Source organism: Microbacterium sp. KU4F, assembly GCF_056868075.1.
On sequence record NZ_CP200324.1, the window covers coordinates 3,124,816 to 3,145,366 of the forward strand.

Below are 20,551 nucleotides of genomic sequence, written 5' to 3' on the forward strand. Positions count from 1 at the left end.
GATGCCCGCCGCGACCGCCCCCCGGCCGTCCGTGCGTCTGCGGCGCGAACTGCGCGCCTGGCGCACGTGGCCGTCGCGGGTGCTGGGCTCGTGGCAGCGATCGCTCCGATTCCGCACCCTGGTGCTCACGATCGCCCTGTCGACTCTGGCCATCCTGGTCGCGTGCGTCTGGATGGCGCTGGCGATTCAGAACGACCTTTTCCAGTCGCGTCGCGACCAGGTGCTGGGTGACGCCCGCCGCGCCACGACCGCCGCGCAGGCGACGCTCGACTCCGCCCTGCAGGGCGACAGCGCCCAGGTGCGCAACGTCGTCGACAGCGTCATGGCGAGCCTCGGGCGCCAGTCCGACTCGGACCTGGTCGCGATGTTCCGCGTCGACCAGACCCCCTCGGCGACCGCGCCGCAGGACTTCGTCCTCGGCGGCGGCAACTGGGACGGCCAGATCACGGACGCGCTGCGCGACAAGGTGCGCTCGGACGCCGACGTGCAGTGGTGGCAGTCGATCGCGCTCACCGATGCCTCGGGGCGCGTGGTGCCCGGGATCGCCGTCGGGCAGCAGCTGAACGTCGCCGGCGTCGGCGCGTACGAGCTCTACATCGCCTACGATCTCGCCGCAGCCGATCAGACCCTCGGCTTCGTGCAGGGCACCCTCTGGGTCGTGGGTCTCGCCCTCATCGCGATCATCGCCGGGATCTCGTGGTTCGTCCTGCGCTCGGTCACCGTGCCGATCGGCGAGGCGGCGCACACGTCGGCGGAGCTCGCGGCGGGTCGGCTCGACGTGCGGCTGGACGTGCACGGGGAGGACGAGATCGCCACGCTCGGCCGTTCGTTCAACGCGATGGCCGACAGCATCCAGGCGCAGATCAAGGAGTTGGCGGAGCTCTCGCTCGTGCAGCAGCGATTCGTCTCGGACGTCTCGCATGAGCTGCGCACACCGTTGACCACCATCCGTCTCGCCGCCGACGTGCTCAACGATCATCGGGAGGCCTTCGACCCGGTGAGCACCCGCGCCGCGGAGCTGCTGCACGCGCAGGTGCAGCGGTTCGAGACGCTGCTCACCGACCTGCTGGAGATCAGCCGCTACGACGCCGGATCCGTGCAGCTCGAACTCGAGCCGACCAGCCTGGCGCATCTCGCCGAGGACGTCGTCGCTCAGATGCACCAGCTCGCCGAACAGCACGGCAGCGATGTACGGCTCGTGGCGCCGGGCGGCTACTCGCCCGTAGAGATGGACCCGCGCCGGGTGCGCAGGATCGTGCGAAACCTCCTGGGCAACGCGATCGAGCACGGCGAGGGCCGGCCCATCGTCGTCACCGTGGACTCGGATCAGGATGCGGTCGCAGTGGGTGTGCGCGACTACGGGATGGGTATGCGGCCCGAAGACCAGGAGCGTGTCTTCGACCGCTTCTGGCGCGCTGACCCGTCGCGCAAGCGGACGATCGGCGGCACCGGACTGGGTCTGGCCATCGCCCTGGGAGACACCCGCCTGCACGGCGGAACGCTGGGCGTCTGGTCGTCGCCGGGGGTCGGCACCAACTTCGTGCTGACGCTGCCGCGCCGCGCCGGCGCGGAGCCGGCCTCTTCGCCGCTGTCGCTGGCTCCGGAGGGTGACGGCCTCGACGACCTCGGGCTCACGCAGCCGATCGACGTCGACAGCGCGCTGCGAGGCAAGGAGTCCACATGAGACGGATCCTCATCGCTCTGCTGGGAGCTCTCGCGCTCGTGCTGACCGCGTGCGCCGGTCTGCCGACGACGGGAACGGTGCAGCCGGGCCCGCAGCTGGGGTCCGACTCCACGGCGCCCGACGTGATCTACCGTCCGGATGGCCCGCAGCCCGGCGCGACGGCCCGGCAGATCGTCGACGGCTTCGTGCGTGCCGCATCCGGGCCGCAGGACAACTGGCAGGTGGCGCGTCAGTTCCTCTCTGAGGACTACCGCGATCAGTGGAAGCCGGAGGCGGGGGTCATCGTCGACGTGCTCGCCGACCGCAGCTACACCGAGATCGACGACGAGATCGTGCTCGATGTCACCCCGCAGGCGACGATCGACGAGGCCGGCACCTACACGCTGTCGGACGAGGGCGCCAGCGTCCCGCTGCCGTTCTCGCTCGCGCAGCAGGCGGACGGCGAGTGGCGCATCACGCACGCGCCGGACGGGATCGTGCTCGACGAGGACCTGTTCCGCAACGTGTTCCGCTCCTACGACGTCATGTACTTCGACCCGACCTGGCGGTACCTGGTTCCCGATGTGCGCTGGTTTCCCACCACCAACGCGCTGACACGGATCGCGGCGGCCGTCGTGAACGGCGAGCCCTCGCCCTGGCTGGCCGCATCCGTCGTCTCCGCCTTCCCCGACAACGTCACGCTCGTCCCCTCCGTGCCGTTGACCAACGGCGTCGCGCAGGCACAGCTCAGCGAGCAGACGCTCGGGCTGGATCAGGTCACGTTGGACCGGATGCAGACCCAGCTTCTCCGCGAGCCTGGTCACCGCCCAGGTCACCGCTGTCGAGATGCAGGTCGACGGTGCGCGGGTGAACGCGTCGAGGATCCCGACGCGCTCCACGCTCGTCGACTCGCGGGCGCTGGTGCGCGATGCTGACGGGTTCGGATACCTCCTGTCCGGGGAGCTCACGCCGCTGCCCGGACTGTCGTCCGCGCTCATCGAGGCCGAGCCGACGGCCGTGCAGCTCGGGGTCGGCCGCAGCGCCGCCGCCGTCCTGCTCCCGGACGGATCGGCGGCGGAGATCACCGATGACGGCGTGAGCCGCGTGGTCGACGAGCGCGCAGGTGTTCTCGCCCCCACGATCGATCCCTTCGGCATCATCTGGACGGTCCCCGCCGCCGATCCGTCCCGCGTCCGGGCGACAACGACCGACGGCACCGTGCTCGAGGTGCCGTCGGCCTGGGGGGCGAGTCGCATCGACGCGATGCAGATCTCCCGTGACGGCAGTCGGATGGCGGCCGTGCTGACCGCCGGCGGCCGGTCGATGCTGGTCGTGGCCGGTGTCGAGCGGGACTCGGCCGGTGTCCCGAGCGCGCTGGGGCCGGCCGTGTCGTTGACGACGGTCGACGCGCCCACGCACGGCCTGGCGTGGCTCGACACGACGACGATCGGTGTCGTGTCGGGCGAGGCGGCCGCACCCGTGTTCGTGCAGCAGGTCGTGGGGGGAGCCGCCACCGTCGTCGACGCGCCGGTGGATGCGGTGGCCATGTCCGGCGCGAACTCGCCGGCGGCCGTACGGATCCTCGCGGCCGACGGCACCCTCTACGTGCGTCGCCAGTCGAACTGGGTGCAGACCGCCACCGGAGTCCAGGTGCTCGCCACGCAGCAGGGCGACGCCGACTGAGTCGCCCTCCCCACGAGGTCGTCAGCGGCGCGTCGCGCTCATCGTCGACGGTGCCGTCGCCGCGCGATGGCCTTCGCGGAGCACGGTGGTGGGGTGATCGCCGCCCTCTCCGCCGCCCTCGCCCTCATCCTGCCCGTCGACTGCGCGGGCTGCGGCACCCCCGACAGCTCGCTGTGCGAGACGTGCGCCGAGCTCCTCGCCGCGCCGAGGCCGCGCCGCCACGTGCTGGCGTCGGGCCTCGTCGTTCACGCGGCCTTCGACTTCGCCGACCGGCCGGCCCGTGCACTGCGCGCCCTCAAGGAGGAGGGACGCACCGGGCTCGTGCGGCCGTTCTCCATTGCGCTCGCCGCCGTCGCAGCCGCCGGGTTCCCGGATGCCGCGGAGGTGGCGTTCGTTCCGATTCCCACCTCCGCGGCGGCGTTCCGGCGGCGCGGACACCGGGTGGTGGAGGCGATCCTCGATCGCAGCGGCCTTCCGGCGCTGGCGGTGCTCCGCCGCATCCGGAGCACACGCGATCAGCGCGAGCTCGGCCGCGCCGAGCGCGCGCAGAACGTCGCCGGAAGCTTGCGCGCGAGCCGGCGGCTGGACGGCCGACGGGTCGTCATCGTCGATGACGTCGTGACGACGGGAGCGACCGTCGCCGAGGCCGCACGGGCGCTCCGGGAGGCGGGAGCCGAGGTCATGGGCGTCGCCTGCGTCGCTCATACGCGCCGCACCGGATTCGTTCGTGACACGGACATGAACCCGGGCTAGCGTGGGGGTGACAAGGCGACGAAGGTCCGCCCTTGACCGGGTGGACCGGAACAAGGAGGTCAAGGATGGAAACCAACATCGTCGGCGTGGGCGTCGGCATCTCGGACCGTTTCCGCTCTGTCGTGGACGAGAAGTCCAGCCGCATAGAGAACATCGCGCCGCGGGCCGCCGGGCTCGAGGTCAAGGTGACCCACCGCGCATACCGAAACGGTGCTCACGAGGACTCCACCGTCGAGTTGACCCTCACCGGCAAGGGGCCGGTCATCCGCGCGGAGGCGGTCGACGGGGACAAGTTCACCGCCCTCGACCTTGCCGTCGACAAGCTGTGCGAGCAGGTGCGCCGGGCCAAGGACAAGCGCGTCGACGCCCGCAACCATCCGCGTGGTGCCCACTACGAGAAGGGCACCGGCGAGATCGCCGGAATCGATGTGCAGCCCGCATCCGTCGATGTGCTCAAGGCCGTCGCCACGGGCGAGGTGCCCGTGCTGACAGGGGCCGAGGATGAGCAGGACTACACGCCCGTCGTCATCCGCACCAAGCAGTTCGACGCCGAATGGATGAGCGTCGAGGACGCCGTCGACCGAATGGAGCTGGTCGGACACGACTTCTTCCTCTTCATCGACGCGCGCACCGACCAGCCGAGCGTCGTCTACCGCCGCAAGGGATGGGATTACGGAGTCATCGCTCTGGACACCCTGGCACAGCCCGCACGCGTCGCCTCCTGACGACAGAGACGAAGGGGCCGCCTCTGCACGGAGGCGGCCCCTTCGCGGTGTCGGTGAGAGCGTCAGTCGAACATGTCGCCCAGGAGGCCGCCGATGACGAGGCCTCCCAGGATTCCGCCCATCGCGTCGCCCATTCCGCCGCCGCGACCGCCGCGGCCGTAGCCGCCCCAGTCGTCGTGGCGCGGGCGAGAGGAGTCGATGTCGCGCTGGGCCAGCTGCAGTGCTTCGCTGGCGAGCTGTCCGCTGCGACGCGCGAGCTGCAGAGCGCTCTCGCGGGAGTCCTCTTCATCGGGGAGGGCGTCGATCTCGAGTCGCGTGCGCTCCGCCTCGGCGAGACGCGTGCGCGCGTCGGCGCCGATCCAGCCGCTGTGCCCGTTGATGAGGCTGCGGGCGACAGCGATCTGTCGCTCGGCGTCGTCGACGGCGTGGCGGACTTGCGCGGCGCTCGGGAGCGGGTGCTCGGCCCGGCGGCGTGCTTTGGCGACCGCCTCGTCCAGCGCCGTGTTGGCGGTGCGCAGCTGTGAGAGCTGCGTGAAGGGGTCGGCGGGGCTGCCTGCCGGTGGGAGCGCGGCCAGCGCCCTTTCCAAGTCGGTCATCGCCTGCTGGATCTCGGGATTCGTCGGCAGTGATCGGGCACGGATGATGTCGTCGCGCGAGTCCGCGATGACCTCCGCGAGGGTGGACTCGGCGCGCAGCGCCTCGATCTCGAAGTCCTCCACGCCGTCCAGGAGCGATTCGGCCCGCCGCACGGCCTCCGTCGCGGCTTCGAGGGCCATGTTGGCCTCCTCGGCGCGATTCGCCTCTCGACGCCGCACCGAGACCTCCGCGCTGTGGGCGGCGAAGGTCAGCACCTGCTCCGCTTCGGCGGGGGCATTCTCGATCTGGCTGAGAGCGGCGGGAGAGTATCGCTGGCGCAGACGTTCCACCACCTCGCGCGCGCCGGGCACGCGTTCCCGCAGCCTCTCGGCATCCGCCCGGACGCCGGCGAGCACCTGCGGCGCCTGTCGGATGCGGGCGACCGCGCCTGCCAGCGCGGAGGTGCGGTCGTCGAGGAGGTCCTCGGCCCACTCGCACAACTGCACGATCCGCGCGTTGCGGGTACGCAGCTCCTGGGGGGTGTCGGGGATCTCGTCGTGGTTGAGCTGGTGCAGCTGGAAGGCCTCGCCGAGATGCGTGCGCACGGCCTGCAGCGCCTCGCGCAACTCCTTCGTCGAGCGTTCGCCCAGCTCCGCCTCCGCGAAGGCGAGCTCTTCCGTCGTCGCGCGGATGCGCTCGTCCGCGGCGACGAGACTCTGCTGCGCGCGACGTGCGAGATCCGCGTCCTGCGCGTCGATCTCGGCCTGCTGCTCACGCTTGCGCTTACCCCAGAAACCGGCCATGGCTCGATCCTAGGCGCGGTGGATGTGGCTGTTCTCAGCGTGAGCGGATCGAACGCTCACGCGATCCGCGCGGGGCGCCCCCGGCGCGGGCGCGACTGTGAGATCGGCTGCACGCGCGAGGCTTCGGGGATCGCCGACAGCCGCTCGAGGACACGCTCCAGCCACCGCAACTCTGCTTCCGCTCGAGCCACGCGCGCCTCGTGGGCGATCGAGCGTGCCAGCTCGTGCTCCTCGATCGCGGCCGCCCGCGCGTGGGCGAGCCGCTCGGCGGCCGCATCCCGCTCCGCGCGGGCCGCGGCGCCCGCATCCACGCCCGGCAGCGTCGCCGCGAGGGCGATCTTGGTCGCGATCTCGTCTCGCGAACCGCTCGCCGTCGGAAGCGGGCGTAGCAACCATCCCGAGGCGGACGCCTTACCCGCCTCGGTCGCGGCGTAGTAGACGTGGCCCTGTGGGTCGACGGCGCCCTTGACTACGAGGCCATCGCGCTCGAGCCGGTCGAGCGTGTTGTAGATCTGCCCGACGTTCACGCTCCAGTCCGACCCGCTGCGCCGCTCGAGCTCGGCGCGCAGCTGGTAGCCGTAGCACGCGCCCTGCGCGAGGATCGCGAGCAGCGACTGCCTGACCGACATGGGGCTCCTTCCGAGGGGCGGGGGACGCATATATGCATACCGGGAAACGCCGGGGGCGTCCTCGCGGCGCGCCGCGGGGCCGCGGCTGGGTGGGCAATGGCTTTGAACCCGTCGTTCGTCGTGCTTCCAGAGGTCACAGACGGATAACATGGGGGCGGTGTGCCCGGACTCCGGGTGCGACTGGGCAGAAGCACGCCCACCCGACAGATGGAGATGCCACGTGGCCAACCCTCTCGAGAAACTCCTCCGCGCCGGCGAAGGCCGCGTCATCCGCCGCCTGCAGCAGGTCGTGAAAGCCGTCGGTGCGCTCGAGGAGGAGTACACGCAGCTCACGGACGAGGAGCTCCGCGGCGAGACGGCGGAGCTGCGCGCGCGGTATCAGGCGGGGGAGACGCTCGATGAGCTCATGCCCGAAGCCTTCGCCGCGATCCGCGAGGCCGCAAAGCGCACGCTCGGCCAGCGTCCGTACGACGTCCAGATCATGGGTGGTGCCGCGCTTCACCTCGGCAACATCGCCGAGATGAAGACCGGTGAAGGAAAGACGCTGACGGCTACCTTCGCGGCGTACCTCAACGCCATCGCGGGCGAGGGCGTCCACGTCATCACGGTCAACGACTTCCTCGCCAGCTACCAGGCCGAGCTCATGGGTCGTGTCTATCGGGCGCTGGGGATGACCACGGGCACGATCGTCTCCGGTCAGACGCCCGAGGTCCGCCGCGAGCAGTACAACGCCGACATCACCTACGGCACGAACAACGAGTTCGGCTTCGACTACCTGCGCGACAACATGGCGTGGCGCAAGGAGGACCTCGTCCAGCGCGGCCACTTCTTCGCCATCGTCGACGAGGTCGACTCGATCCTCATCGACGAGGCTCGTACGCCGCTCATCATCTCCGGGCCCTCCTCGGGCGAGGCCAACCGCTGGTTCGCGGAGTTCGCGAAGATCGCGCGCACGCTCGAGGCCGGCGTCGACTACGAGGTCGACGAGAAGAAGCGCACGATCGGTGTGCTCGAGCCCGGTATCGAGAAGGTCGAGGACTACCTCGGCATCGACAACCTGTACGAGTCGGCCAACACGCCCCTCATCTCCTTCCTGAACAACTCGATCAAGGCGCTCGCGCTCTTCAAACGCGACACCGACTACGTCGTCATGAACGACGAGGTCATGATCGTCGACGAGCACACCGGCCGTATCCTCGTCGGACGCCGCTACAACGAAGGCATCCACCAGGCGATCGAGGCCAAGGAGGGCGTCCCGGTCAAGGCCGAGAACCAGACGCTCGCCACGGTGACGCTGCAGAACTACTTCCGCCTGTACGACAAGCTCTCCGGCATGACCGGTACCGCCGAGACCGAGGCGGCCGAGTTCATGTCGACCTACAAGCTCGGCGTGGTCCCCATCCCGACGAACAAGCCGATGATCCGCAAGGATCAGCCCGACCTCGTCTACAAGAACGAGCAGGCCAAGTTCGCCCAGGTCGTCGAGGACATCGCTGCCCGTCACGAGAAGGGTCAGCCCGTGCTCGTGGGCACGGTGAGCGTCGAGAAGAGCGAATACCTCTCGCGGCTGCTCGCCAAGAAGGGCGTCAAGCACGAGGTCCTCAACGCCAAGAACCACGCCCGTGAGGCGGAGATCGTCGCCCGTGCCGGACGTCTGGGTGCCGTCACGGTCGCCACCAACATGGCCGGTCGAGGCACCGACGTCATGCTCGGCGGCAACGCGGAGTTCCTCGCGGTCCAGGAGATGAAGAGCAAGGGCCTGGACCCGGTCGAGACCCCCGAGGAGTACGAGGCCGCGTGGGACGAGGTCTACCAGCAGGTGCGTGACACGGTCGCGGCAGAGGCCACGAAGGTCGTCGAGGCCGGCGGTCTGTACGTGCTCGGTACCGAGCGCCACGAGTCGCGTCGCATCGACAACCAGCTTCGCGGTCGGTCCGGTCGCCAGGGCGACCCCGGCGAGAGCCGCTTCTACCTGTCGTTGACCGACGATCTGATGCGGCTGTTCCAGTCGGGTGCCGCCGAGGCGATCCTCGCGCGCACCAACTTCCCCGACGACGTCGCGATCGAGTCCGGGATGGTCTCGCGCGCGATCAAGAGCGCGCAGGCCCAGGTCGAGGCGCGTAACGCCGAGATGCGCAAGAACGTCCTGAAGTACGACGACGTGCTCAACCGTCAGCGTGAGGCGATCTACACGGACCGCCGCCAGATCCTGCACGGCGACGACATCCAGGAGCGCGTCACGAAGTTCATCGAGGACGCGATCGATGCGATCGTCGACGACCACACCGGCAGCGGGCACACCGAGAGCTGGGACTTCGACGCCCTGTGGACCGAGCTCAAGACGGTCTACCCCGTGGGTGTGACGATCGACGAGGTCGTCGCCGAAGCGGGCGAGAAGGGCCGCGTCACCCCCGCCGGTCTCAAGCGGGAGCTGCGCAGCGACGCGTCCATCGCGTACGCCGCCCGCGAGGAGCAGCTCGGCGAGCAGGCGATGCGCGAGCTCGAGCGCCGCGTGGTGCTGCAGGTGCTCGACCGCCGGTGGCGCGACCACCTGTACGAGATGGACTACCTGAAGGACGGCATCGGACTGCGGGCGATGGCTCAGCGCGATCCGCTGATCGAGTATCAGCGCGAGGGCTACGAGATGTTCCAGGCGATGATGGGTCAGATCAAGGAGGAGTCCGTCGGTTTCCTCTTCAACCTCGAGGTCGAGGTGCGTCGCCCGGACGGTGAGCACACCGAGGTCGAGGCCAAGGGCTTGGTCGCCCCCTCGGTCGAAGGCCAGCGGCTCGAGTACAGCGCTCCCACCGAGGACGGCGACGTCGAGGTGCGCAACGACCGCGGCCAGGTGCAGAAGGCGGCCACGGGTCGCGCGCGTCAAGCCGCAGCTCCGGCCGCTGCGGCGCCGCCCGCGGCGGAAGCCCCGCGCGGTGCATTCGGTCAGCGCACCGAGGCTCCTCAGCCCGAGGCCCAGAACCGGGCGCAGCGCAGAGCGAAGAAGAAGTGAGAGAAGCGAGCGCCCCGCAGGATGCGGGGCGCTCGCTCGTTCAGGGGGTGCCCCAGTCGAAGGACTGCTTGCGCACCTCGAGGTAGACGAACGTCTCCGAGGAGATGACGCCGGGGATCGTGCGGATGCGGGCGTTCAGCAGTTCGGCGAGGTCCTGATCGGATGCGCAGACCACCTCGATGAGGATGTCGAAGCTCCCCGCGGTGAGCACGAGGTAGTCGACGGCCGAGATCTGCTCGAGTTCGGCGGCCACGGCGCGGCTGTCACCACTGACGCGCAGCCCCACGAGCGCCTGGCGGTGGAAACCGAGGCGCATGGGATCGGTGACGGCGACGACCTGCATGATCCCCGAATCCGTCAACCGCTGCACCCGCTGGCGTACGGCAGCCTCGCTGAGCCCGACGGCTTTGCCGATCTCGGCGTAGGAGCGGCGCCCGTTCTCCTGAAGCTGTTCGATGATGCGTTTGGAAGTGTCGTCGAGGTGATCGCGCGCGGCCATGGGAGTCCTTCGGGTAAGGGGTGTTACCCCTTCACCGTATCGGCGGCGATTGTGTGAGAACCGCCGAATGACGTGCGCGAACCGCCAGTCGTGCCAGCGGATGCGGATTGGCCCGGCCGAGGCCGGACTATCCTGATCGGATGAGCTCGCTGCGCCCCCTCGATCAGTCCCGGAAGCTGAAGGATGTCCTCTACGAGATCCGCGGCGAGGCCCTGGTGGAGGCCGACAGGCTCGAGGCCGAGGGGCACACGATCCTGAAGCTCAACACGGGAAACCCCGCGGTCTTCGGTTTCGACGCGCCGTTCCAGATCGTGCGCGACATGATCGACGCGATCCCCTCCGCGCACGGGTACAGCGAGAGCAAGGGCATCATGTCCGCGCGCCGGGCCGTCGTGTACCGGTATGAGCAGGAGCCGGGCTTTCCCCCTTTCACCCCGGACGATGTGTATCTCGGCAACGGCGTCTCCGAGCTGATCACGATGACGATGCAGGCTCTGCTGGACGAGGGTGACGAGGTTCTCATCCCCGCACCGGACTACCCGTTGTGGACGGCGATGACGAGCCTCGGCGGCGGCACGCCCGTGCACTACGTCTGCGACGAGCAGAACGGCTGGCAGCCCGACATCGAGGACATCCGCTCCAAGATCACCGACCGCACCAAGGCGATCGTCGTGATCAACCCCAACAACCCGACAGGGGCGGTGTACACCCGCGAGGTGCTGACACAGATCGTGGAACTGGCCCGCGAGCACTCGCTCCTGCTGCTGGCCGATGAGATCTACGACCGCATCCTCTTCGACGGCGCCCGCCACATCCCGCTGGCGACGCTCGCGCCGGACCTGCTCTGCCTCACCTTCAACGGTTTGTCCAAGACCTACCGTGTCGCCGGGTACCGCAGCGGATGGATGGTGATCACCGGACCTCGCCAGCACGCGCGCGGCTTCCTCGAGGGCATCAACCTGCTCGCGTCCACGCGGTTGTGCCCGAACGTTCCTGCGCAGCATGCGGTTCAGGCGGCGCTGTCGGGCGTTCAGTCGATCGATGCGTTGATCGCTCCGACCGGACGCCTGCACGAGCAGCGGGATGCGGCGTGGGAGGGCCTGGAGGCGATTCCGGGAGTGTCCTGCGTCAAGCCCGCCGGCGCGCTGTACGCGTTCCCGCGGCTGGACCCGGAGGTGCATGAGATCCGCGACGACGCAAAGCTCGTGCACGATCTTCTCGTGGCCGAGCACATCCTGCTCGTTCCCGGGACGGGCTTCAACTGGCCGACCCCGGATCACCTGCGGATCGTGACCCTCCCGGAGGCCCGGGTGATCTCGGAGGCCATCGAGCGTCTCGGTAACTTCCTGGCGTCCTACCGCCAGTAGTGCGGGGGCCGGCGGGTCATCCGCGACCGGCGTTCAGCAACCCGCTGGCTATGAGAGCATTCTCACAGGAGAGCGAGCGAGGTGGCCCGCCAGCGCCGGTCCATGCCCTCCAGGCGGATGGCGACTGCGCGGGTACGGGCGGGACCGGCGACGACCACGACCGCCTCGACGACGCCATCGGCGGGCTCCGAGTGGTGCACGCTCAGGATCGAGTGCACGGGGCGGGCGGCGGCGACGCCTCGCGCGCTGCGGGCGCGAGTGGCGAGGTTCACACGCGTGAGAAGCGCGCGGTAGGTGTCCTCGGTCATCCATCGCGCGAGCTGATCGATGTCGCGAACCCCCGCGAGAGCCTCGAGCACGCCGTTGGTGAGGTTGCGCACCAGGGGCACGGGATCGGGCAGCTCGGACGACGACGTCGGCTGCGGCGCGAAGAAATCGGCGGACAAGCGCATGAAGCTGCGTTCCGGGCGCGTCGCGCCGGTGGCGATCTGAACCATCTGGGCCTCACATGAACGGGGATCCTGAGCGGGATCAGTAGAGCAGTTCGGCCAGGTCGGAAACGGTTTGTGGAAAACTTCTCATGATTGGCGGGGTATCGGTCTAATCTCGCGGCGTGCGCTGGGAACGCTTCTTCGAAGACCTGCAGGGGCAGTTCGATGCCGAGTGGGAAGCGGAGCGCGCGGTTCTGGACACGGAGGCCGAGCGGCTGCGATTGTCGCGCGTCACGCTGCGTGAAAGGCTCCTCGTCCTCGCCCGCACGGATGAGACGCAACGCCCCGACCTCGTCGTCGATCTGGTTGCCGCGGACGCTCTGACCGGGGTGCTCATCGCGGTCGGCGCCGATTGGATGGGACTCGAGGTGCAGCGACGCAGCGTCCTCGTCCCGGTGGCCGCCGTGGCGGCCGTCGGGGTGGGAGAGGGCGACCTCCTGCGCGCGGCCCGGCCGCATCCGTCGCCGCGGGTGGGTGTCTCGGAACGTATGGGAATCGGCTTCGTCCTGCGTGATCTCGCGCGTCGACGCGTTCCCGTCACGATGCAGGTGGGAACGCGCGCTGTGGCGGGGACCATCGACCGGGCGGGGGCGGATCACTTGGACCTCGCGCTGCACGACGTCGATGAGCCGCGTCGCTCAGCCACGGTCCGCGGTTACCGACTGATCCCGTTCACCGCGCTGTCCTGGGTGCGTTGGGAGGGCGCCGACGTGCTCTGAGGAGTTCAGTCGGGGTTGCGGACGCGCCCGTGACCCCAGAGTTCGGGGAAACTGGCCGCATTGGACTGGCGCCACAGCGCCATCCGGCGGGCGTCCTCGGCTTCGTCGTCGAGGTAATCCGACACGCTGGCCTCCTCGATGCGCCACTGGCGGCTCTCGCCCACGCGGACGCCGCGCAGCCTTCCTTCCATCACCAGCGCGATGACCTCGTCGACCGACACCGCCAGTGCCTCGGCAACGGATGCCGGGGCGAGGAGGCGGCCCTCGGGCGGGGTCGTGTCGGGCATGCCCTCAATTATGCGGTGCCGTTCCGACACCTCGGCGCGGTGGCGCGCCATGTGGATAAGAGCGCTGTGGATAAGATCCGACGGCCCGACCCGGCCTCGGTCAGCATGGACGCCATGACAGCTCAGGTCACGCCCCGCCAGCGTCCCCGCGCGCTCTGGGCGGACGCGCGCTTCGTGATCGGCGTCGTGCTCGTGCTCGTCTCGATTGCGGGCGTCTGGTTCGTCGTCGCATCGTCGCGGCAGACGGTCCCCGTCTACGCGGCGACCCGCACCATCGTGCCCGGCGAGAGCATCTCGCCCTCGGAACTACGCGTCGTCGACGTCGCCCTGGGCTCGCTCGAAGGTGCGTACGCGTCGGGAGACACCCTGCCCCCCGACGCCGTGGCGACCCGCACGATCCCGGCCGGCGAGCTGATCCCGGCGGCCGCCGTAGGGGCCGCGTCCGAGGTCCGCACCACCACCATCGTCGTCCCCAGCAGCACGGCGATCCCCGCGTCGGTCGAGGTCGGGACGCCGGTGGAGGTGTGGGCAGCCCCGCTCGACGAGGAGGGGGTGCGGCAGGCTCCGCGCATCCTGGTCGCGGACGCGGCAGTCGCGGCGCTGGCGAGCAGCGACTCCGTGATGGCGACCACCGCGCCCTCCGTCGAACTCGTCGTTCCTCGTGAGTCCGTGGCGGAGGTGCTCGCGGCGCTGGCGGGTGAGGCGACGCTCTCGGTGGTCCCCGCACAGGGGGCGTCGTGATCTCGCGCGTGGTGCTCGTCCTTGCGCAGCCTGCCGCCCTCGCACTGCGGGAGCAGCTGCTGCTGGACGGTGCCCGCGAGGTGGCGATCTATCCTCCGGACAGGTTCGCGGCGACCGTCGCGGTCGGTCAGGGATCGGATGCGGGATTGTCGGCGCTTCTCGCTACCGCCGACACACTGGTGCTCGCCGCGCGCGTCGACCAGCTCACGGCTCACACCGTCGCCCTCGCGGACGCGCGGGGCGTGCGCGTCCTGCCGCTCGGCGACGATGCGGCCGCCGCCCGTCTGGCGGCGGCCTTCGGTCTCGCCTCACCCGTTCCGGCGACCGGCTCGGCGCGGGATGTGGCGGCCGCCCTCGCCACGGCGTCGGCGTCGGCCGTCGCCCGGCCGGCCGTCGCCGGGCCACGGCTGATCGCCGTCTGGGGCTCGCACGGCGCCCCTGGGCGATCCACCATCGCCGTGGGTCTCGCGGCTGAGCTCGCCCGCGGCGGCCGTCACGTGGCGCTCGTCGATGCGGACGCGCACGCGCCGTCCCTGGCCATGGCCCTCGGTCTGCCGGACGAAGGGCCAGGATTCGCGGTCGCATGCCGCCAGGCCGAACTGGACGCGTTGGACGAGATCGAGCTCCAGCGCATCTCGGTGCCCCTCGGCGGCGCCGACGTCGACGTGCTCACGGGCATCAACCGCCCGTCGAGGTGGCCCGAGCTCAGTGACAAGCGCGTGCGTGCCGCGCTCGCCGCCTGCGCCGGATGGGCCGAGCACACCGTGGTCGACGTCGCCGCATCCCTGGAGCGGGACGAGGAGATCGTGAGCGATGTCATCGCGGGCCCTCGCCGTAACGCCGCGACGCTGGCCGCGCTGGAGACGGCGGATCACGTCGTGGCGGTCCTCGCCGCCGATCCGGTCTCCGTTGCGCGCTTCCTGCGCTCGGTGGGGGAGTTGCGGGCGGTCATCGGAACGACGCCGCTGACCGTCGTCGTGAACCGGCTCCGTCGCGGCGGAGTCGGCATCGACGCGCGCGGGCAGCTTCGCCGAACGCTGGAGCGGTATGCAGACATCCGCGACGTGTGGTTCGTGCCGGAGGACCGCAGGGCGGCGGATGCGGGGATGCTCGCGGCCCGGCCCGCCGCCGAGGTGGCCGGGAGGTCCGCGATGGTCTCGGCGATCCGGCGCATCGTCGGGGAGGCTCTGCTTCCGCCGGTCCCGGTCACCGCGACCCGACGCGAGCGCCGCGGTCCTCGGAGTCCGCACGAGCGATTGGTCGCCTCCGCATAGGGTGGAGGGGTGTCGACCCTCAGCGATCTCGTCTACGCGCACGGCTTCTCCGATCCCGCCGATGTGGAGTGGCTGCACCGGCTGGCCGGCGACGGGCAGCTCCTGGCGGATCTCGCCTTCGCGGACATCGTGCTGTGGGTGCCCACGGAGGACGACTCCTTCATCGCCGTCGCGCATACACGTCCCTCCGGCGCGGCGACGCTCTTCTACCGCGACATCGTGGGCGACCGCGTCCGCCCGCAATGGCGTGCCCAGGTGCGTGAGGCCTTCACGACCGGCCGGATCGTCGACTCCGCGTCGCCGGACTGGTTCGAGGAGACTCCCACGCGCGTGCGCGCCGTCCCCGTGGTCCGCGCTCGCGCCGGGGCGGACTCTCCGGCCCGCATCCTCGGCGTCCTGACGCGCCACACGAACCTCGGTGAGGCCCGCACGCCCTCCCGCCAGCAGATCACGTTCAACGACTGCGCCGACGACCTGTTCGGGATGGTGGCGACGGGGGAGTTCCCCGACGTCGCCGCACCCGCGTCGCCGCGGCGTGGCGCGCCTCGTGCGTCGGACGGTCTCATCCGGATCGACGTGGACGGACTCACCACGTTCGCGAGCCCCAATGCGCTGTCCGCGTTCTACCGGATGGGATTCGAGGACGAGCTCGAGGGTGAGCCGCTCGTGGAGGTCATCACGCAGATCCTCCCCGAGAAGAGGCAGTTCGACGAGTCGCTGCCCGTCGTCGCCACCGGCCGCGCGCCGTGGCGGGTCGACATCGAAGCGCGAGGCGTCACGGTGGCGTTGCGGGCCATTCCGCTGCGCGACCACGGCAACCGGATCGGTGCGATCGTGCTGTGCCGTGATGTGACCGAGCTCCGCCACCGCGACCAGGAGCTGATCACCAAGGATGCGACGATCCGCGAGATCCATCACCGCGTCAAGAACAACCTGCAGACCGTCGCCTCGCTCCTGCGGATCCAGGCTCGCCGCACGCACTCGGATGAGGCCCGTGACGCACTCACGCACGCCACCCGGCGCGTCTCGGCGATCGCCGTGGTGCACGACACGCTCTCCGAGGGACTCACGCAGAACGTCGACTTCGACGAGGTCTTCTCACGGGTGCTGAAGCTCGTCGCCGAAGTGGCGGCCGCTCCCACGACGCGGGCTCGTACCCGCAAGACCGGGTCCTTCGGCACGCTTCCCAGCGAGTACGCGACCCCGCTTGCGCTCGCTCTGACCGAGCTCGTCACGAACGCCGTCGAGCACGGACTCGCCGGGCAGGAGGGCGAGGTCGAGATCGCCGCCGAACGCTCAGACGACAACCTCGAGGTCCGTGTCCGTGACACCGGGGTGGGTCTGCCCGAAGGTCAGGTGGGCCGGGGGCTGGGCACGCAGATCGTGCGCACCCTGATCCAGGGTGAACTGGGCGGCACGATCGACTGGCACACGATCATGGGCCGCGGTACCGAGGTCACGATCGACATCCCGCTGCGCTACATCGACCGCGGCGAAGTCTGAGAACGACGCATCCGCCGACACCTGGCACCTGTCGGCGCAGGAACGGCGGATGCGGAGCCTGACAGGTGTCGGAGTGCTCAGGAGGCGCGACGGGCGCGCGCGGCGCGGCGCTTGAGGGCGCGACGCTCATCCTCCGAGAGGCCTCCCCAGACGCCCGAGTCCTGGCCGGTCTCGAGGGCGTACTGCAGGCAGATCTCGGTGACGGTGCAGCGTGCGCACACGGACTTGGCCTTCTCGATCTGGTCGACCGCCGGACCGGTGTTACCGACCGGGAAGAACAGCTCCGGGTCTACGGTCAGGCAGGCTGATTTGTCGCGCCAATCCATGTGATGTTGCTCCTCAGGCGTCGGAAAATTGTGAGAACGGGTGGGTTGTGAAAGAGCCCGGATCGGGGTCCGGTACCCTGTGTGATGTGCGAGCTTGAGCTCGCCCCACGCCGCTGTGGGAGCACACGACGTCGTCAATGGTTCCACAGTGACCAGGGTGAATCAAGGGTTCACCGGTTGTTTTGTGTTCCGTCACCAACTGCATGCGTCCGAATACTGTCCATTCCCACAACTCCCGAGGTGTCATGCGCAACGATCTGCTGAGCCTGGTTGCGGGTGGACTCGTCCTGCTGGAGGGCGTCGCACTCGCGGGGCTCGCGGTCTGGCAGCTCGTCGCGCTCGCCCAGGGCGACACCGCATCCCCGGCGACGGCGATCGCTCTTCTCGTGCTGACCCTCATGGGAGCCGCGCTCGTCGCCTGGTTCGGTGTCGCCGCGGCACGCGGCAGATCCGGCGGGCGCTCGGGGGGCATCGTGGTCCAGCTGCTGGTGCTCGCGGTCGCGATCGGCGCCGTGACGGGGACGTACGGACATCCGCTCAACGGGCTGCAGCTGGGCGTTCCCGCGTTGATCGTGCTCGTGCTGCTGATCTCGGCGGCGCGCCGGGCGGCTCAGAACGCCCGGCGCGAGGACTGATCTCAGCCGTCGATGCCGAGGAGCTTGCGGAGCCGGGCGACGTGGCCGGTGGCCTTGACGTTGTACAGCGCCTGCGCGATGCGGCCGTCCGCGTCGATCACGAACGTCGAGCGAAGCACGCCCTCGACGGTCTTGCCGTAGTTCGTCTTCTCGCCCCATGCGCCGTAGGCGTCGTGCACGGCGTGATCGGGGTCGGAGAGCAGCGGGAAGGTGAGACCGTCGCGCTCGCGGAACGTCCGCAGCTTCTCCGACGAGTCGCGGGAGACCCCGAGCACGGTGTACCCGGCAGCCGTGAGCGAGGAGAGGCTGTCGCGGAAGTCGCATGCCTGCGTCGTGCACCCGGGCGTCATCGCCGCGGGGTAGAAGTAGAGGATGACGGGGCGGCCACGGAACTCCTGAAGCGAGACCGCGGTGCCGTCCTGGTCGTGGAGCGTGAAGTCGGGGGCGATGTCGCCGGGCTGCAGCTGAGTCATGCTTCCAGCGTAGGCGTTCAGCGGCCGCCGAACGTGGCCAGCAGCCGCTGCAGCGAGTCCAGGCGCGCCGCGCCGCTGGGGCCGAGCTTGCCCTCGCCGACCGCGGCGATGATCGCGCAGTCCGGCGCGTCGGGCAGGTGGGTGCAGCCGCGCGGACAGTCCTCCGCGACGGTGGCCAGGTCGGTGAAGGCGCGCAGGATGTTGGCCGGGTCCACGTGGCCGAGGCCGAAGGAGCGCACGCCTGGCGTGTCGATCACCCAGCCCGATCCGCCGTCGCCCCGGTAGCGGAGCGACACCGTCGAACTCGACGTGTGGCGCCCGCGTCCGGTGACCTCGTTAACGTGACCTGTCGCACGCCTGGCCCCCGGCACGAGCGCGTTCACGAGTGTGGACTTGCCGACCCCGGAGTGACCGACGAAGACGGTGGAGTGACCGATCAGGGCCGCGCCGATGCGTTCGACCGGCATCTCGCCACGGGCGCTCGTGAAGACCTCGATGTCGATGCCGTCGAAGTGCGACAGGAAGGGCGCGGGGTCGGCGAGATCGGTCTTGGTCACCACGAGAAGCGGCCGAATCCCGGCATCGAGCGCCGCGATCAAATAGCGGTCGACCAGGCGCGCACGCGGCTCGGGATCGGCGGCGGCCACGACGACGAGCATCTGGTCGGCGTTGGCGACCACGACGCGCTCCACCTGGTCGGTGTCGTCGGCGCTGCGCCGGAGGAGTGTGGTGCGATCTTCGATGCCGACGATCCGTGAGAGTGTGCCCTCCGTGCCGCTCACATCACCGACCACGCGTGCGCGGTCGCCGGTGACGATCGGGGTGCGTCGCAGCTCCCGCGCACGCGTGGCCACGATCTCGCGTTCCGTGGGCTCGTCCTCGTCGACGAGCACCTGATAACGTCCGCGGTCCACGCCGAGGACGCGCGCGATGCGTGCGTCGGCGTGGGCAGGTCGGCGCTTCGTGCGCGGTCTGTTGGCCTTGGGGTTCGGGCGCGCGCGGAAGGCGGACTCGTCGTAGGCGAGGTCCTCCTCGTCGTCGTCCGGGGGCAGCCAGCTCACCCGGCGGACTCCGTGCCCGCGAGCATGTGCTGCCACAACTCGGGGAACTCTGGCATGGTCTTGGCCGTCGTGGCGATGTCGTCGACGACGACTCCGGGCACGGCCAGCCCGATCAATGCGCCGGTGGTGGCCATGCGGTGATCGTGGAACGCGCGCCACAGCCCACCGGTGAGCGGCCGTGGCGTGACGCGGATGCCGTCGTCCAGCTCTTCGGCGTCTCCGCCCAGAGCGCGGACGTTGTGCACGAGCGCTGCGAGGCGATCGGTCTCGTGGCCGCGCAGGTGACCGATGCCGACGAACGTGGACGGCGCATCCGCGAGGAGCGCGATGCCGACGAGGGTCGGCGTGAGCTCCCCGACGGCCGAGAGGTCGAGATCGACGCCGCTGATGGCGTCGCCGCCGGCGACGGTCAGACTTCCGTGACGGCGGCTGCTGCGCGCGCCGAACGCTGCCAGCAGCTCGGGCAGCTGAGCGCCCGGTTGCGTGGAGTGGGCGGGCCATCCGTCCACGGTCACCTCGCCGCCCGTGATCAGCGCCGCTGCGAGGAACGGAGCCGCATTGGAGAGGTCCGGCTCGATGGCGATGTCCTTCGCGCGGATCGGCCCGGGCGGCACGATCCACTCGCCCGGCGCCGGGCGCTCCACATGTACGCCTCGGTGCGCGAGGGACTCCACGGTCATGTCGATGTGCGGGATCGAGGGCAGACGCCCGCCCTCGTGTCGCAGGTGCAGGCCCACGTCGAACCGCGCCGCCGACAGCAGAAGGCCGGAGACGAACTGGCTCGACGCGCTCGCGTCGATCGTCACCTCGCCGCCGCGCACATGCCCGCGCCCGCGCACGAGAAAGGGCAGCGACCACGTGCCGGCATCGTCGATGTCGACGCCCACCTCGCGAAGAGTTCGGATCATCTCGCCCATCGGCCGGTGCAGCGCGCTCTCGTGGGCCGTGACGGTCACGTCGCCCCGCGCGAAGCCGGCCAGCGGTGTCACGAAGCGCATGACGGTGCCGGCCTGACCGCAGTCCACGACGACATCGGCCGGCGCCGTGGTCGCGGGCGTGATCCTCAGGTCGTCACCGAAGGGGCCCGATCCCTCGATCCGCTCGATACCCACACCGAGGGCGGCGAGGGCCCCCAACATCCGCGCCGAGTCGTCGGAGTGCAACGGTGCGCGCAGGATGCCGGGGCCGTCGGCCAGAGCCGCAAGCACGAGTTCGCGGTTGGTCAGCGACTTGGAGCCGGGCACCTGGACGACCGCGCGCACAGTCGCGGGCGCGGTCGGTGCGGCCCAGCCGGCGAGATCGGGGGAATAGCGCTCGTCGCTCATCGGTTCCACCC

At 70.1% G+C, this 20,551-nt stretch carries 21 protein-coding genes; 12 read left to right on the top strand and 9 right to left on the bottom strand.

The window, feature by feature from the left end:
- Position 1 precedes the first annotated feature (1 nt).
- The 5 genes from mtrB (at position 2) to hpf (ending at position 4,824) form a co-directional block, all read left to right on the top strand.
- Positions 2–1,684, top strand: a complete 1,683-nt coding sequence (gene mtrB, locus AC1VNH_RS15470) for an MtrAB system histidine kinase MtrB (RefSeq protein WP_243227029.1) — start codon at positions 2–4, stop codon at positions 1,682–1,684.
- Positions 1,681–2,598 (top strand): LpqB family beta-propeller domain-containing protein, encoded by a 918-nt coding sequence (locus tag AC1VNH_RS15475; protein WP_483112425.1) that lies wholly within the window; start codon positions 1,681–1,683, stop codon positions 2,596–2,598. The genes mtrB and AC1VNH_RS15475 overlap by 4 nt, the downstream gene beginning before the upstream one ends.
- Positions 2,531–3,346, top strand: coding sequence for an LpqB family beta-propeller domain-containing protein (locus AC1VNH_RS15480; protein WP_483112426.1), 816 nt, complete (start codon positions 2,531–2,533; stop codon positions 3,344–3,346). The genes AC1VNH_RS15475 and AC1VNH_RS15480 overlap by 68 nt, the downstream gene beginning before the upstream one ends.
- Positions 3,347–3,439: 93 nt before the next feature.
- Complete coding sequence (locus AC1VNH_RS15485) at positions 3,440–4,099, top strand: ComF family protein (RefSeq protein WP_483112427.1); 660 nt, start codon at positions 3,440–3,442, stop codon at positions 4,097–4,099.
- 65 nt (positions 4,100–4,164) lie between these two features.
- Positions 4,165–4,824 carry a ribosome hibernation-promoting factor, HPF/YfiA family gene (gene hpf / locus AC1VNH_RS15490; protein ID WP_483112428.1) on the top strand — a complete coding sequence of 220 codons (660 nt, stop codon included), beginning with the start codon at positions 4,165–4,167 and terminating at the stop codon, positions 4,822–4,824.
- Between the two features lie 62 nt (positions 4,825–4,886).
- On the opposite strand, the gene AC1VNH_RS15495 is transcribed toward hpf, so the two are convergent.
- Positions 4,887–6,203, bottom strand: coding sequence for a hypothetical protein (locus tag AC1VNH_RS15495; RefSeq protein WP_483112429.1), 1,317 nt, complete (start codon positions 6,201–6,203; stop codon positions 4,887–4,889).
- A gap of 56 nt (positions 6,204–6,259) precedes the next feature.
- A complete protein-coding gene (locus tag AC1VNH_RS15500; protein WP_483112430.1) occupies positions 6,260–6,832 on the bottom strand; it encodes a PadR family transcriptional regulator in 573 nt (190 codons plus the stop codon).
- Positions 6,833–7,052: 220 nt separating this feature from the next.
- Between AC1VNH_RS15500 and secA the strand changes: the two genes are divergently transcribed.
- Positions 7,053–9,839 (top strand): preprotein translocase subunit SecA, encoded by a 2,787-nt coding sequence (secA, locus tag AC1VNH_RS15505; protein ID WP_483112431.1) that lies wholly within the window; start codon positions 7,053–7,055, stop codon positions 9,837–9,839.
- A 40-nt stretch (positions 9,840–9,879) separates the two neighbouring features.
- Here secA and AC1VNH_RS15510 read toward each other — a convergent pair whose 3' ends face one another.
- On the bottom strand, positions 9,880–10,338 hold the full coding sequence (locus tag AC1VNH_RS15510; protein ID WP_137416394.1) for an Lrp/AsnC family transcriptional regulator: 459 nt from the start codon (positions 10,336–10,338) through the stop codon (positions 9,880–9,882).
- A 140-nt stretch (positions 10,339–10,478) separates the two neighbouring features.
- Here AC1VNH_RS15510 and AC1VNH_RS15515 point away from each other — a divergent pair, with 140 nt between their 5' ends.
- On the top strand, positions 10,479–11,705 hold the full coding sequence (locus AC1VNH_RS15515) for a pyridoxal phosphate-dependent aminotransferase (protein WP_283818115.1): 1,227 nt from the start codon (positions 10,479–10,481) through the stop codon (positions 11,703–11,705).
- A 62-nt stretch (positions 11,706–11,767) separates the two neighbouring features.
- On the opposite strand, the gene AC1VNH_RS15520 is transcribed toward AC1VNH_RS15515, so the two are convergent.
- The gene (locus tag AC1VNH_RS15520; protein WP_137416396.1) at positions 11,768–12,202 is read right to left on the bottom strand and encodes an Rv3235 family protein; all 435 of its coding nucleotides are present in this window, start codon (positions 12,200–12,202) and stop codon (positions 11,768–11,770) included.
- A 116-nt stretch (positions 12,203–12,318) separates the two neighbouring features.
- On the opposite strand from AC1VNH_RS15520, the gene AC1VNH_RS15525 reads away from it, so the two are divergent.
- A complete protein-coding gene (locus AC1VNH_RS15525) occupies positions 12,319–12,915 on the top strand; it encodes a hypothetical protein (RefSeq protein ID WP_483112433.1) in 597 nt (198 codons plus the stop codon).
- 5 nt (positions 12,916–12,920) lie between these two features.
- On the opposite strand, the gene AC1VNH_RS15530 is transcribed toward AC1VNH_RS15525, so the two are convergent.
- Positions 12,921–13,202 (bottom strand): excisionase family DNA-binding protein, encoded by a 282-nt coding sequence (locus AC1VNH_RS15530; protein WP_243227039.1) that lies wholly within the window; start codon positions 13,200–13,202, stop codon positions 12,921–12,923.
- A gap of 114 nt (positions 13,203–13,316) precedes the next feature.
- On the opposite strand from AC1VNH_RS15530, the gene AC1VNH_RS15535 reads away from it, so the two are divergent.
- From AC1VNH_RS15535 to AC1VNH_RS15545, 3 genes are read left to right on the top strand one after another with little or no spacing between them, the layout of a single operon-like run.
- Positions 13,317–13,943 (top strand): SAF domain-containing protein, encoded by a 627-nt coding sequence (locus tag AC1VNH_RS15535; RefSeq protein ID WP_483112434.1) that lies wholly within the window; start codon positions 13,317–13,319, stop codon positions 13,941–13,943.
- Positions 13,940–15,217, top strand: a complete 1,278-nt coding sequence (locus tag AC1VNH_RS15540; RefSeq protein WP_483112435.1) for a CpaE/TadZ family protein — start codon at positions 13,940–13,942, stop codon at positions 15,215–15,217. The genes AC1VNH_RS15535 and AC1VNH_RS15540 overlap by 4 nt, the downstream gene beginning before the upstream one ends.
- A gap of 9 nt (positions 15,218–15,226) precedes the next feature.
- A complete protein-coding gene (locus AC1VNH_RS15545) occupies positions 15,227–16,720 on the top strand; it encodes a sensor histidine kinase (protein WP_483112436.1) in 1,494 nt (497 codons plus the stop codon).
- Between the two features lie 77 nt (positions 16,721–16,797).
- On the opposite strand, the gene AC1VNH_RS15550 is transcribed toward AC1VNH_RS15545, so the two are convergent.
- The gene (locus AC1VNH_RS15550) at positions 16,798–17,046 is read right to left on the bottom strand and encodes a WhiB family transcriptional regulator (RefSeq protein WP_121060093.1); all 249 of its coding nucleotides are present in this window, start codon (positions 17,044–17,046) and stop codon (positions 16,798–16,800) included.
- Positions 17,047–17,291: 245 nt separating this feature from the next.
- Between AC1VNH_RS15550 and AC1VNH_RS15555 the strand changes: the two genes are divergently transcribed.
- Entirely contained in the window at positions 17,292–17,681 is a 390-nt protein-coding gene (locus tag AC1VNH_RS15555; RefSeq protein ID WP_483112437.1) for a histidine kinase, read from the top strand.
- 2 nt (positions 17,682–17,683) lie between these two features.
- Here the strand turns inward: AC1VNH_RS15555 and bcp are convergent, their stop codons facing one another.
- Genes bcp through aroA form a run of 3 tightly spaced genes read right to left on the bottom strand, consistent with a single transcriptional unit; the run spans position 17,684 to position 20,540 of the window.
- Complete coding sequence (gene bcp / locus AC1VNH_RS15560) at positions 17,684–18,154, bottom strand: thioredoxin-dependent thiol peroxidase (protein WP_243227044.1); 471 nt, start codon at positions 18,152–18,154, stop codon at positions 17,684–17,686.
- Between the two features lie 17 nt (positions 18,155–18,171).
- A complete protein-coding gene (gene rsgA, locus AC1VNH_RS15565) occupies positions 18,172–19,215 on the bottom strand; it encodes a ribosome small subunit-dependent GTPase A (protein WP_483112438.1) in 1,044 nt (347 codons plus the stop codon).
- Entirely contained in the window at positions 19,212–20,540 is a 1,329-nt protein-coding gene (gene aroA / locus AC1VNH_RS15570) for a 3-phosphoshikimate 1-carboxyvinyltransferase (RefSeq protein ID WP_483112439.1), read from the bottom strand. Before aroA ends, rsgA begins: the two co-directional genes overlap by 4 nt.
- Positions 20,541–20,551 lie beyond the last annotated feature (11 nt).